This is a genomic window from Streptomyces sp. NPDC002055, from assembly GCF_040296705.1.
GTDB lineage: Bacteria > Actinomycetota > Actinomycetes > Streptomycetales > Streptomycetaceae > Streptomyces.
This window is the reverse complement of record NZ_JBEOXS010000006.1, coordinates 96,786-109,262: the sequence shown is the minus strand read 5'-3', so window position 1 is coordinate 109,262 and position 12,477 is coordinate 96,786. Positions and strand designations below refer to the sequence as shown.

Sequence of the window (12,477 nt, the reverse complement as noted above, 5' to 3'; positions counted from 1 at the left end):
GGCGTGGGCGTGGGCGTGGGTACCCGGGGGCCGAGCGGGTGCCTGGGGCCGAGGCGGTCCTGCTGCCGGTCCTGCCGGTTCGGGGCCCGGTCCTGCCCGGCTGGTCCTGCGGGTTCGGGCCGGTTCTATGGGACTGGTCCTGTGGGGCCGGTCCTGTGGGGCAGGTCGGGTCCTGCGGGTCCGCGAACACGGCGGCCGTCCGGAGTCGGACCCGGCTCCGGACGGCCCGTGGGCTCACCCGGACGGGTCAGCCGACCTCCCCGGAGGGACGGGACCCGCAGGCCAAGCCCGCGCCGGGGGCACATGCTGGACACAGAGGGTCTGCCGATGTCCCTGGAGGAGGGTCCGGACATGAGTCCCAAGACATCCACGAGCAGGGGAGGCAGGAGTCGCGGCGCGAAGGGACGCTTCATGGAGTCCCTGACGCCCGGCCGGGTGGCGGTGATCGTCGTAGCGGTCCTCGCCCTGGTGTTCATCCTCGAGAACACCGCCAAGACCAAGATCAGGCTGATCGTGCCGGAGGTGATCATGCCGCTGTGGGTCGCCCTGCTGGCCATGGTGCTCATCGGCATCCTGTGCGGCGCGTACCTCTTCCGGAGGCGGCGGTGAGACCCGGCGGGACCCCGGTTCCGCGGCTGACCACCGTACTGGCCCTGGCCGGAGTCGCCGCCGTCGCCGCCCTCGCCGCGGCCGTCCCACCGGCCCCGGCTGTCGCCCTCACCCGGGGGCCGTCCGGCGTCACCCCCGGGTCGGGGGGAGCTGCGGCCGTCCCGGGCTCCGGCCCGTCCGCCTCTATCGGCCCCTCCGCCCCTTTCGGCCCGTCAGCCCGTACCGACCCATCAGCCCATGAGGCCGGGCCGGTACCCACGGAGCCCCCGTCCGCTGGACTCGTGTCGGCCGGGCCCATGTCCGCCGGACCTGCTCTCACCATGCCCGTGTCCGCCGGACCCGCGTCCGACGGACCCGCTCCCACCGGACCAGTGTCCGCCGTCACACCTCCCCTCGGCTCCGCCGCCACCGGGGCAGCTTCTGCCGGGCGCACTCCGGACGGGCCCGCCCCCGCCGATCGGAGACCCCTGCCCGACCTCGTCGGGAAGACGGTGACCGCGGCCCAGGAGACGGCGCGGGCCGCGGGTTTCCTCACGCCCCGTACCTACGATGCGCTCGGGCTGGGCCGTGCGGTGACGGCGGGTGACCACTGGACGGTGTGCGCCCAGGACCCACGCCCGGGCGAGGTCGAGACCACGGCCGAGATCACGCTGGCCGTCGTTCAACTGGAGGAAACCTGCCCCGTGGCCCAGGGGTGAAGGGCCCGTGGCCCAGGAGCGGAGGGTGGGTATCTCCGCCCGCTGCCCGGGTGCTGCCCATGCTCGCTGCCCGTGTGCTACCCATGCCCGCTGCCGGTCCCCGCTGCCGGTCCCCGCTGCCGGTCCCCGCTGCCGGTCCCCGCTGCCGGTCCCCGCGGCCGCTGCCCGTCCCCGCTGCCCCTCCGAGCACTTCGCCCTCCCACCGGTCCCGGACGGCTCGATCGTCCGGGCGGCACGATCCCCTCGTTCGGCCGTCGCGCCCTGGCACGGGGTGCCAGAATCCCGATATGGATCATGTAATGGACGGAACGGCCTACGCCTGGTCCGCGCTCGGCGGCGACCGGGCGTTGCCCTCGCGGATCGACTACCGGGCCACGGAGGGGGCGCTGCCTTCGTCGCTCCCGGTCATGGAGCTGGCGCGGGCGTGCGTCGCCGCGTGCTCGCTGGCCGCCGCCGAACTCGCCGCCCGGCGGACGGGCGGAGACCTTCCCCGCGTGACCGTCGACGACGCGGCCGTCGCCACCGCGTTCGTCAGCGAGCGCGAACTGCTCGTGGACGGCCGGGTGCCGCAGACGTTCGCGCCGCTCTCCCGCTTCTGGCGGGCGAAGGACGGCTGGGTGCGGACCCATGCCAACTATCCGCACCACCGCGCCCGGTTGCTCGACGCCCTCGGGATCCCCGACCCCGGCGGCGAGACCGGTGACGACGAGGCGACCGTCGGCCGGCTCGCCACCGAGCTCACGCTCCGCGCCGCGGAGGAGGTCGAGGAGATCGTGAACGCGGCCGGGGGGCTGGCCATCGCCGTCCGCGGCCCCGTCGAGTGGGCCGCACACCCGCAGGGCCTGGCCGCCGCCGCGCTGCCGCTGGTGCACCGCGAACGCCTCGACCACGGCCCGGTGCGCTCGCTCCCCGCGCTGCCGGCGGCCGGACCGGTGCTGCCCGCCTCCGGGGTACGCGTCCTGGACCTCACCCGGGTCATCGCCGGCCCGGTCGCCACCCGGACGCTCGCGCTGCTCGGCGCGGACGTGCTGCGGATCGACGCGCCGCAGCTTCCCGAGATCGCCGACCACCACGCCGACACGGGATTCGGGAAGCGGTCCGCGGTGCTGGATCTCGGCAGCCGTGCCGACCGGGACACGTTCGAGGACCTGCTCTCCACCGCCGACGTCGTGGTCACCGGTTACCGTCCGGGAGCGCTCGACCGCCATGGGCTGGCCCCCGCCGCGCTGGCCGAACGCCGGCCCGGACTGGTGGTCGCCCGGCTGAGCGCCTGGGGGACGGAGGGGCCCTGGGCAGGGCGTCGCGGGTTCGACAGCCTGGTGCAGGCGGCGTCCGGGATCGCCGCGACCGAGTCGGGGCCGGACGGCCGCCCCGGTGCCCTCCCGGCCCAGGCCCTCGACCACGGCAGCGGCTACCTGCTGGCCGCGGCCGTGCTCCGGGCGCTCACCGAGCAGCAGGACGAGGGCGGCAGCCGGCTGGCGACCCTCGCGCTCGCCCGCACGGCGGCCTGGCTGCTCACCGGCGTCGGCGGCCCGGCGCCCGGCGGGGCCGCGCGGGAAACGGACCGGACGGGTCGGACGGCTCCCGCCGACGACACCCGGAGCCGGCGGGCCGAGACCACGGGCCCGCTCGGCACGATGCGCTACGCGCGCTCGCCGGTCGCGTTCGAAGGCTCCCCCGAGGACTGGGCCAGCCCGCCCGGCATCTGGGGCACCGACCGGCCCGCCTGGCGCTGACGCGAGCACCGGCGGTCCCCGTCCTGCGCTGTCGAGGGGGCATCGAGGGGGCCGTGCGGCATCGCCGAGGGGCATTGAGGGGTCCGTGCGGCGCCGTCGAGGGGCACCGACGGGCTCTCGCTCGTCGGCCGGTGAGGGGGCGCCCCAGTCCCCCCGACGCCTCCGTTCCCCGGGCCGCTCCCAGCCCCCGGGGCGGAAGCGGCTCCCTGGGACGGAACGCGGGCCTCGCCACTGGAGCCGGACGGACCCTCGTTCCTACGATGTCCCGATGCCTGACACTCACTACCTCGCCACCGGCCCCCGGGTCGCCATCCGGCACATCGGCCCCGAGGACATGGAGGAGTTCACCGCCGCCGTCCGGGCCAGCACGGCGCTGCTCCACCCGTACGCGTTCCTGCCCTCGAACGCGGAGGAGTTCGAGATGTGGAGCGCGAAATTCCAGGTGCCGTCCGGTGAGGGCTATGTCGTCTGCGACCGGGAGAGCGGCCGGATCGAGGCGGGCATCGCCATCAACAACATCGTGTACGGGGCGTTCCAGTGCGGAGCCGTCGGGTACGGGGCCTTCGCACACTCCGCGGGCCGCGGTCTGATGACCGAGGGGCTGGGGCTCGTCATCCGCCATGCCTTCGACGCACTGGGGCTGCACCGTCTGGAGGCCAACATCCAGCCCGGGAACGTCGCTTCCCTGAAGCTGGTCAAGCGGCTCGGCTTCCGCCACGAGGGGTTCTCACCCGACTTCCTGTACATCGGCGGTGAGTGGCGGGACCACGAGCGCTGGGCCGTCACCAGCGAGATGTTCCGGGACCGGCCGGCCGCGCCGACGGAATCCGGCGAGGGCGTTCCCACCCACCGTTCCACCACGAAGGGCTGCTCCACCGAAGACACTTCCTTGGGGGACCTCGACCGGCCCGCGTCCTGAGAGCGGCGCCGGACGGCCGGACCTGCCGCCGGCCAGGCTTGCCACCGACCGGACCCACCCCACCGGGCCGCCCGAGCCGGACCACGTCCAGGATCCCGGTCCACGATGTGGCGCCGGGCTCCAGGACTGCGACGAAGGAGTAGGGCGCCAGCCCGGGATGACCTGCGAGGCGGACTTCGTCCGCCCGTTGACGTGCAGAACAGCCGGTCCGCCGAGCACGGCGCGTGGGAATGCCGAGGACCGCTGCCCAACCACATGAACGAACTTGCTACTTGAGCGTGCCCGCCGCAACTGTCGCGCTTCGGCCGGCCGCCGCGGCGACGTCGCCTTGGTCGCCGTCGACGCTACCGCGATAGTGTTTCTGATGAATGGCGGCGGCCAACTCCATCGTCGGCACCTGCTCGCTGAAGCGCGCCGCCACCTCGCCCCCAGCCTTGCACGGCTGCCGCCGTGACCCTGGCTTGGACGAGAAGGTTACGGGCGCGCACCAGACCGGCCAGGGGAGCGGGAGACCCCGCGCTGGGGCGGGCCCGGCGGAGCGCGCGGACGGTGCGCGGGCACCGTCCCGGAAAGCCACCAGTACCTGGTAGCTGGGGCAGTAGATCAACGGCCGGGCACGGGGCAGGGTGCAGATGCCGGACCACGGTGCCCAAACTCGCCGAGCGAAGTACTTGATCGACACAGGCAAGGGCACCAAGTTTCGCGTGGCGCAGCAACGAACCTCGCAGAACAGGTGGGTACCGATCGGCGTGCTCGAATTCTCCGGTACGCCGAAAGGTGCCGCTGTCGACCATCAGCATGGAAACGGTCAAGGTGCCGAGGACATCGCCTGGGACGCGGTCGCTTTCAGAAGCTGCCACGCAAGCCAAAGAAGTCGCTTCTCTTGACGAGTGGGTGCCGGGCATCATTGTCGTCGATACGGGTCATACACGAGAGGGTGAGTGCAGCAGGTGTCTGGAGATGGGCAGACGGCTTTGACAGAGCTGTGGCAGCAGCGATGGCCCCACTGCCCTCCGGTGGGCTACAAGCTTCGTGACCCGTATCGAGATGTTTGGGTGCGCTTTCACAGCCTGCCGGAGTCGAAGCGGTACGCAGAGAATGAGAGCGAGTACGCCGTCGTCCTGGCTCGTTACAACACCGTCCTCGACGAGTTGTTCGCTGGCACGGACGTATACGTGATCACTCCCCACTGGGCGAGTGAAGCCGAGGTCCCCCCGTTCCAACCCGACGCCGGCTACTGGCAGAGCCTGCTGGTGGAGGACGATCCAGAGCCGGAGTTCCGCACCTACTGTCACCTCTTCGCCGCCCGCCGACCTTGGCAACGTGGCTGCATCGACGAGTTGCTCCGTGACATCGCCGACGACAGGGTGGCGGGAGTCCTCATCACCGACACTCGGATGCGGCGCATACACCACCCCTACGACGGTGGCGCCGACGTCTTCCTCACCACACCGCAGGAACGGGACCGCACGCGCGATCGGCATACCAACTGGCTCTCCAGTCATCCGTCAGGTCTCTGACAGCCCCGGATGACACGCCCGCCCACCGTGCCTGATTCAGGCCATCAGCCGGCGGAAGCAGATAAGCCCTGCCGCGATGCCGACGAAGACGAGAAGTGCTCGGCCTCACGCTCGTAGCGGCGGTGGACCGACAGCAGCCGGCCAACCAGGACACCGTCTTCCCGACCACCCAACGGTGGCGGCCGAGTCGACGTGAGGACTCCGCCCTTGCGGACGATGCGGTGGCTGTGCCGCACTGACGGGGCAGGGGGCGCGCACCGCCGACCGGACCGTACATGTTGCTGACGTGGAATTGCCCCCGAAATGTTTGGTTGTGGGGTGCTGGCCAACTCTCAGGAGGACACGTGATGCCCATGCTGAGTCGTCGAGAAGTCGAGGCGCATGTCGAGTTCTACGCCTTGTGGGCGGAGGACGCGGATGAGGAGGAGTTCGGCGAGAGCCCTGAGCCCGGGACGGCGCTCCTGGAGTCTCGGGTGGGACGGCTCATCTTCAGGAGCGGCGGCCATACACACCGCGCCGCCTTCACCGCTGAGGTTTGGGACGAGGCTCCGCCGCAGGACGGGCGGGACTGGGAGGCGAGCGCGGAGACGGAGTGGTTCTGCCGGTCGGGGAAGGTGTCGGTGTGGTCGTATGGCGGTCCCAACGAACCGGTGGTGGAACTGGGTGCGGCAGGCAAGCTGTGGCGGACACGGGCCTACGTCACCGGACAGGAACAGGTACGGGACCTCGCCCAGGAGGAGGTCCCCGTGAGGGTGGAACACTTCCTGGTGCAGTTCTGGCCAGCATGAAGCCGCGGCGACTTCAAGGGGTAAGCCCAGACTCTTCGCGATTCAGGAGCCGACAGGCTTCTGCAAGTCATGGGTGAGCACGGTCTCGGTGAGTCCCAGCTTCCGGTGGCGCAGTTCCTTCACGCGGGCCTGGTCGTCCTCGGTCTCTCGGTCCAGCCGGGGCTCTTGGGGCGCTCGCGGCTGGACCAGTAGCCGTCCTCCTTGGTCTGCCGGAACCCTGGTGCGGGTTCCGTCGACCTCGGCGCTGTCCACGGCCGCGGCGGAGACCAGGCCGATGCCGCCCGTCCGCGCGGCGGCGATGGCCGGGACCGCCGCCGCGCTCACCGGGGCCGGCTACGGCACCCCGGTGTCCTGGCAGGCCGAGATCGCCCACCGTCTTCCGTACGGCTGCACCCAGTACGCCGATTGCCGTGAAGCACCGCGTGAGCGGTGCTTCACAACGGCCCCGCCGCTCCTGCCCTCTCACCGGGTGCCGTACTCACCACCATTGACGTTGAGCACCTGCGCCGTGATGTCGCGGGCAGCTGGAGAGGCGAGGAAACCCACAGCGCCGGCGATGTCGGCCGGCGCGCCCGGGCGGCTCAGCGCGGTGGAGGCGATCAGTTGGTCCCGCCTCTCGGGCGTGAGCTTGTCGCGGAAGAACTCGGTGTCGGCGATGTAGCCCGGCGAGACGATGTTCGCCGTGATGTCACCCGGCCCCAGCTGCCGTGCCACGTCGAGGTTCCAGGAAGCGAGCCCCGCCTTCGCGGCGCCGTAGGCCCCGGCACCTTTGTCCGCCGCGATCGACCCGATGCTGATGACCGCGCTGCCCTCAGCGAGCCGGTCCCGGACGGCCTCGGTGGTCAGGGCCGCGCTCAGCAGGTTCGCGTCCAGGTTCGCGCGGAAGTCGCGGGCGAACCGTTCCAGGGCGCTGAGACCCTCGTCGTCCGACTCCGGTGCGTCGAAGTCCCGCTGGCCTCCGGCATTGTTCACCAGAACGTCGAGTTGTCCGGGCAGCTCCGGCAACAGTCGGGCCACCGCCCCTGGATCGCTGTGGTCACAGACCACCGCCCGTGCACCGATCTCCTCGGCCGCCGCCCTGAGCGGCGCTTCCCGCCGCCCCGTGATGACGACCTTGTCCCCGTTGTCGGCGAAGTGCCGCGCGACAGCGAGTCCAATGCCGGTCGAGCCGCCGGTGACCAGGACGTCCCGTGTCATACAGTGCCCTCCACAGAAGTCGTTCAGAGCTAAATTTAGACCTGAACATAACACTGACAGGAGAGGCCATGGCAAGCGATCACCATCGGATGGAGCACGTCTCCGGCTACCCCGTGGCAGAGATCGCCGCGGCGTGGGAACGCGAGCGCCCCGGCACACCCGTCTCCTCCATCGGCATCGTCACCCCGCTGTGGCGGCTGGCCAAGCTCTTCGGCGACGACCGCCGCCGCGTACTCGCCGACGCGGGTGTGGACACCGCCACCCTCGACCTGCTCAGCGTGCTGCGGCGCTCGGGCGAGCCGTACGCACTCACCACCCGCGAACTGGCAGCCCGTTCGCTCATCACGGCGGGAGCCATCTCCCAACGCGTAGCCCGCGCCGAACGTGAGGGCCTGGTCACCCGCCGCCCCGGCCAGGGCCGCCGCCGCTCCGTCCTGGTCGAACTGACGGAGCAGGGGCACGCACTGGTCGAGTCCACGGTCGACCAGGTCCTCACCCGCGAAGCCGACCTGCTGACGGGACTCAGCACCGAGCAGCAGAACCAACTCGCGGAACTCCTACGCGTTCTGCTGCAGGATGTTCAACGGCTCCTGAACGACGCAGGGTTGAGTCAGGTGGGAGAGACGGCAGAGCGCGACTGAAGGAGGGTTTTTCAACCTGACTGAGTGGGGGGAGTTGGGTGTGGAGGGTGGTGTCTGGCTCGCCGATCCGGCAGGGGGGCTGCGGGCATCGCCCGCTGCCCCGCGCAGTCCACGACATCAAAGCCGCGCGAACCCACAACCTCATCGACGCCCTGGAGGAAGCGGGGGTGGAGCGCTGGGGCGATAGGGGCCGAGGTGCCGGCCCTCTGCGCCTCTCCCGACGAACGTTGCCTTCCTGGAACGCTTGCTGATTGCCCGGGTCTGTAAGCCGGCTACGGATGGTCCGTGCGCTCCGGGCTGACTTCCTGGGATGCACAGTCTGTCCGGATTGGGGGTTAGTGCCACGGTCTCAATCAGCTGGGCGTCCAGCTGCTCGACCAGCAGAACCTCATTGTCGCAGGCGTGCGGGTTCCTTGAGGCGATACGTTAGGACGGAAGGGAGGCGAATATTGCCCGAGGACTTGAACACATCGATGCCACAGCCTGCCAGTGCTGCAAGGAACGAACAGCAGCCCGGTACAGGGCATAGGGCACAGCCACAGGCGCCGTTGTTATCCACCTTCCGGGATCGGTCACAGTGGTCGGCTCTCGTGGTCCTGCCCCTGATCGGGGCGATCGCGTTCTGGGCTGTGCAAGGGTTGTGGGGATGGGCTTGGGAGAAATTCTCAGGTCCACCGGGCCTGACGGCCTACGCGCCGGCTGCTCGCCCCTGCGACACCGTCACGCTTCCGCTCACACTCCAGGCAAAAACCGATCAGGCCATCGTGGTCACGGGAGTTGAGGTCGACGTCCTACCTGGGCCACCTCTCCCGGAGGAAGGGGCAGGGGACAGTCCCGGCCAGTGCTCCGATACCGCACATAAGCCCATCTTCAATGCAGACCTCACGAAAGATCCCGCAATTCTCGTGCCGGCGGCCCAAAAGGCTGAACCTGACAGCACGGACTTCCCCTTTACTGTCTCTGCCGACGAGCCCAAGCAACTGAATCTCCGGCTCCACCCCGGGAATGTCCGATTTTCCCTCAAGGTGGAGTGGGTGGCCGACGGGGAGTACGGCAGTGTGACGCTCGATAGCGACGGCCGCAACGGCTCCGATACCGGGCTCAGCTGATAGCGCGCCACGGGCTGAAGCGACCTTGCGTGAGCCACGGCCACGAAGCTTGAGAGCCGTGCAGCAGTGGGCGCGGCACTGGCAGGACGTCGCCTTCGAAGACGGCGGGCCTGCCGAAACGGACCTCGCCGCGTCGTTGCGCAGCAGCTCGTACCCAGCGCACCTCCGTCGTGTTGCCGCGAACGGGCTATGCCTGTCCGGGCCTCGGCAGGGTGTTCTTGAGGGCCCATCGTGTGGCGCGGCGGGCTGGAAGGTACGGGGCCAGCAGCACAATAGCCGGGACCGGCCGGGGAACGGCCACCTCCACACGGCGCTCCACTGACCCACAGCCTGGGCCCGCCCCCGGACGGCCCTTTGCACAACCCTGACCAGGGGCGGGCCTGTTCAGCCGGCTCAGGAGCGTGTTCCATGGTCATCGGGGCGCCGGAGAGGCGGCGGCCCGTACCAGGGAGCGAGGTTGCCGTGCCCACGACCGTGCGACGGACCGTACTGACCCTGCCCGGTGTGCCCCTCGGGCCCGAGAACCCTCTGCCCGCCCTGCGGCCGCCGGCCGGCCTCCACCGCGTCGGCGAGCGGGAACGCGCCGCGCTGCCCGCCGGGATGGCCCGTCGGGCGGGCTACGGCGCCCTCGAGTCGGTGCTGCCCGTGCGGTTGCGCGACGGCTACGGCCGCGGCCGCGGACCCGTCCACCTCGACGCGATCGTCATCGAGAACGACCGGCTGCGGGCCACCGTCCTGCCGGGTCTCGGCGGCCGGATCCACTCCCTGCTGCACAAGCCCACCGGGCGCGAACTCCTCTACCGCAACCCGGTCTTCCAGCCCGCCGCCTTCGCCCTCAACGGCGCCTGGTTCTCCGGCGGCATCGAATGGAACATCGGCGCCACCGGCCACACCACCCTCTCCTGCGCCCCGCTGCACGCGGCCCGGGTGCCCGCCCCCGACAGGCCGGGCGCCGAGCCCGGCGGCGAGATGCTGCGGCTCTGGGAGTGGGAGCGGCTGCGCGACACCCCGTTCCAGATCGACCTGTGGCTGCCCGAGGGGTCGGACTTCCTGTTCGTGGGCGTCCGTATCCGGAACCCGCACGACCGCCCGGTGCCCGTCTACTGGTGGTCCAACACCGCCGTTCCGGAGGGCGAACCCGATTCCGGTGGCACCGGCCGCCGAGTGCTCGCCCCCGCCGAGGAGGCCTGGCACTTCGGCTACGAGCGCAGCCTGCGCCGCGTACCGGTCCCCGAGTGGCAGGGCACCGACCGCACCTACCCGCTGCGCGGCGCGTACCCGGCCGACTACTTCTACGACGTACCGGACGGTGCCCGGCGCTGGATCGCGGCCCTGGACGACGACGGACACGGGCTGGTCCAGACCTCGACCGATCTGCTGCGCGGCCGCAAGCTCTTCCTCTGGGGCACCGGCCGCGGCGGACGGCGCCGGCAGCGGTGGCTGACCGAACCCGGAACCGGCGGCTACGCCGAGATCCAGGCCGGGCTCGCCCGCACCCAGCTGGAACACGTCCGGCTCGACGCCCACTCGGAGTTCGCCTGGCTGGAGGCGTACGGTCCGCTGTCCGCGGACCCGGCGGCGGTGCACGGCACCGACTGGGGTGCGGCCCGCACCGCCGCGGCGGCGAGCCTGGAGGCCGCGCTGCCGCGCGCCGAGGTCGACGCCGCCCACGCCGCCTGGCTGGCCCGCGCCGACCACGAGCCGGGGGAGCGGCTGGCCACGGGGTCCGGCTGGGGCGCGCTCGAAGTGGCGCGCGCCGGCTACGCGTTGCCGGGCACCCCGTTCGAACCGTCCACGCTGGGCGCGGAGCAGCGGCCGTGGACGGAGCTGCTGCGCACCGGCGGCATGCCGGCCCGGGGGCCGTCGGCCGACCCCGGGCCCTCGCTGGTCGCACCGGCCTGGCGCGACCTCCTGGAGGAGGCCACGCCGAGCGCGGCGGTCGACTACCACCTGGGGGTGGCCCAGTGGCACGCGGGCGACCGGGCGCAGGCGGCGCGCAGCTGGGAACGCTCGCTGCACGCCGCCCGGAGCCCCTGGACGCTGCGCTGTCTGGCGGTGGCGGCCCAGGAATCCGGGGATCCGGAACGGGCGGCCGACCGCTGGCTGCACGCCGTACGGCTCGCGCTCGCTGCACCGGACGACGGGACGGACCCGGGGGAGCGGCACGCGGAACCCGCCGCCCGGCCCGGTCCGGCCGTACGCGCCGGCGCTCCTGCCGGGCCGCCCGGGCCGCGGAGCCGGGCGCGGGGCCGTGCGGTATCGGGACGACAGGGCGGCTTCTGGCCGGAGGACGCGGCGCTCCTGACAGCGCCGGGCCCGGCCGACGGAACGGAGGGGACCGGTCCGGTCCGGCCGGCCGCGGAGCGCCGCGCACCGGTCCCGGCAGCGCGGGCGGCGGGATCGACGACGGATCCGGGATCGACCGCGGGCCCGGGCCGGACCATGGGTCCGGGATCGAACGCAGATCCGGGACCGACCACGGATTCGGGACCGACTACGGATTCGGGACCGGCCACGGATTCGGGACCGGCCGCAGATCCGGTGCCGGTGCCGGTGCCGGTGCCGGAGGCGGCGCTGGCCGCGCTCGGGCGGGAGGCCGTCGAGGCCCTGCTCGCCGTCGGCCGCGCGCCGGATGCCCGCGCCCTCCTCGACGCGCTGGCCCCGGAGATCCGGGACCGGGGGCGGTTCCGGCTGCTGCGGGCGCGGATCCTGCTGGCCGAGGGGGACGTGCGGGCCGCCCGGGCCGTCTTCGACGACGGCTTCGAGATCCCCGACCTCCGGGAGGGCGAGGAGACGCTGGAGGACACCTGGTACGCCGTCGCCGAACAGCTCGTGTCCGGGGGCGCCGTGGTGACCGAGGAGGTCCGGTCCCGGGCCCGCGCCGAACACCCGCTGCCCGAGCGGTACGACTACCGCATGCGCCCCCGGGAGTGACGGCGACGGGATACGGCCCCGGCCCGGTGACGCCCCCGGCGCCGGGCCGGAGACGTCTTCCGGAACGCCGGTCCGGAACGCCGGTCCGGAAGACGGGCCGCCTGGGGAGGGCGGACTGCGCCCAGGGAGGAGGGGCCGTGCCCGGACGGACCGTGCCCGGGCAGAGCAGCCCCGGCCGGGCGCGGGGCGGACCGCGCCCGGGAGGGGACCCGGACGGAGGCGGGGCGGCTCGTACCCCGGGGAGAGCAGCCCCGGCCGCGCCCGGGAAAGCGGACCGTTCCGCTCGCCCGGGAAAGCGGACCGTTCCGCCCAGGGGGGAATGATCG

The 12,477-nt window shown here is 72.2% G+C and carries 12 protein-coding genes and 2 pseudogenes; 9 read left to right on the top strand and 5 right to left on the bottom strand.

The genetic code is table 11. The annotated features are described in order from the left end of the window. Positions 1–351: 351 nt before the first annotated feature. From ABT112_RS05095 to ABT112_RS05080, 4 genes are all read left to right on the top strand, one after another. Positions 352–609 (top strand): DUF1049 domain-containing protein, encoded by a 258-nt coding sequence (locus ABT112_RS05095; protein WP_351505670.1) that lies wholly within the window; start codon positions 352–354, stop codon positions 607–609. Positions 610–1,100: 491 nt separating this feature from the next. After that, positions 1,101–1,307, top strand: a complete 207-nt coding sequence (locus ABT112_RS05090; RefSeq protein WP_351505668.1) for a hypothetical protein — start codon at positions 1,101–1,103, stop codon at positions 1,305–1,307. 299 nt (positions 1,308–1,606) lie between these two features. Further along, positions 1,607–3,043 carry a CoA transferase gene (locus ABT112_RS05085; RefSeq protein WP_351505864.1) on the top strand — a complete coding sequence of 479 codons (1,437 nt, stop codon included), beginning with the start codon at positions 1,607–1,609 and terminating at the stop codon, positions 3,041–3,043. Positions 3,044–3,311: 268 nt separating this feature from the next. Next, positions 3,312–3,962, top strand: coding sequence for a GNAT family N-acetyltransferase (locus ABT112_RS05080; RefSeq protein WP_351505666.1), 651 nt, complete (start codon positions 3,312–3,314; stop codon positions 3,960–3,962). 70 nt (positions 3,963–4,032) lie between these two features. On the opposite strand, the pseudogene ABT112_RS05075 reads toward ABT112_RS05080, so the two are convergent. Further along, positions 4,033–4,192 (bottom strand): annotated as a pseudogene (locus ABT112_RS05075) (NF041680 family putative transposase); the annotation flags it as partial. Positions 4,193–4,230: 38 nt separating this feature from the next. Beyond that, complete coding sequence (locus tag ABT112_RS05070) at positions 4,231–4,383, bottom strand: hypothetical protein (protein ID WP_351505664.1); 153 nt, start codon at positions 4,381–4,383, stop codon at positions 4,231–4,233. Between the two features lie 595 nt (positions 4,384–4,978). On the opposite strand from ABT112_RS05070, the gene ABT112_RS05065 reads away from it, so the two are divergent. Beyond that, the gene (locus ABT112_RS05065) at positions 4,979–5,482 is read left to right on the top strand and encodes a DUF3885 domain-containing protein (RefSeq protein WP_351505662.1); all 504 of its coding nucleotides are present in this window, start codon (positions 4,979–4,981) and stop codon (positions 5,480–5,482) included. A 36-nt stretch (positions 5,483–5,518) separates the two neighbouring features. On the opposite strand, the pseudogene ABT112_RS05060 reads toward ABT112_RS05065, so the two are convergent. Further along, positions 5,519–5,709 (bottom strand): annotated as a pseudogene (locus tag ABT112_RS05060) (IS5/IS1182 family transposase); the annotation flags it as partial. A gap of 117 nt (positions 5,710–5,826) precedes the next feature. On the opposite strand from ABT112_RS05060, the gene ABT112_RS05055 reads away from it, so the two are divergent. Then, positions 5,827–6,270 (top strand): hypothetical protein, encoded by a 444-nt coding sequence (locus ABT112_RS05055; RefSeq protein ID WP_351505660.1) that lies wholly within the window; start codon positions 5,827–5,829, stop codon positions 6,268–6,270. A 42-nt stretch (positions 6,271–6,312) separates the two neighbouring features. Here the strand turns inward: ABT112_RS05055 and ABT112_RS05050 are convergent, their stop codons facing one another. Further along, the gene (locus ABT112_RS05050) at positions 6,313–6,594 is read right to left on the bottom strand and encodes a hypothetical protein (RefSeq protein WP_351505658.1); all 282 of its coding nucleotides are present in this window, start codon (positions 6,592–6,594) and stop codon (positions 6,313–6,315) included. 138 nt (positions 6,595–6,732) lie between these two features. Then, complete coding sequence (locus ABT112_RS05045) at positions 6,733–7,467, bottom strand: SDR family NAD(P)-dependent oxidoreductase (protein ID WP_351505656.1); 735 nt, start codon at positions 7,465–7,467, stop codon at positions 6,733–6,735. Between the two features lie 68 nt (positions 7,468–7,535). Here ABT112_RS05045 and ABT112_RS05040 point away from each other — a divergent pair, with 68 nt between their 5' ends. From ABT112_RS05040 to ABT112_RS05025, 3 genes are all read left to right on the top strand, one after another. Continuing rightward, positions 7,536–8,108, top strand: a complete 573-nt coding sequence (locus tag ABT112_RS05040; protein WP_351505654.1) for a MarR family winged helix-turn-helix transcriptional regulator — start codon at positions 7,536–7,538, stop codon at positions 8,106–8,108. Between the two features lie 590 nt (positions 8,109–8,698). Continuing rightward, complete coding sequence (locus ABT112_RS05030) at positions 8,699–9,217, top strand: hypothetical protein (protein ID WP_351505652.1); 519 nt, start codon at positions 8,699–8,701, stop codon at positions 9,215–9,217. A gap of 462 nt (positions 9,218–9,679) precedes the next feature. Continuing rightward, complete coding sequence (locus ABT112_RS05025; RefSeq protein WP_351505651.1) at positions 9,680–12,151, top strand: DUF5107 domain-containing protein; 2,472 nt, start codon at positions 9,680–9,682, stop codon at positions 12,149–12,151. Positions 12,152–12,477 lie beyond the last annotated feature (326 nt).

Excerpts from the sequence above, each read along its gene's own strand:
- ABT112_RS05095 (WP_351505670.1), top strand. The coding sequence starts at position 352 with ATGAGTCCCAAGACATCCACGAGCAGGGGAGGCAGGAGTCGCGGCGCG.
- ABT112_RS05085 (WP_351505864.1), top strand. The coding sequence starts at position 1,607 with ATGGACGGAACGGCCTACGCCTGGTCCGCGCTCGGCGGCGACCGGGCG.
- ABT112_RS05080 (WP_351505666.1), top strand. The coding sequence starts at position 3,312 with ATGCCTGACACTCACTACCTCGCCACCGGCCCCCGGGTCGCCATCCGG.
- ABT112_RS05045 (WP_351505656.1), bottom strand. The coding sequence starts at position 7,467 with ATGACACGGGACGTCCTGGTCACCGGCGGCTCGACCGGCATTGGACTC.
- ABT112_RS05040 (WP_351505654.1), top strand. The coding sequence starts at position 7,536 with ATGGCAAGCGATCACCATCGGATGGAGCACGTCTCCGGCTACCCCGTG.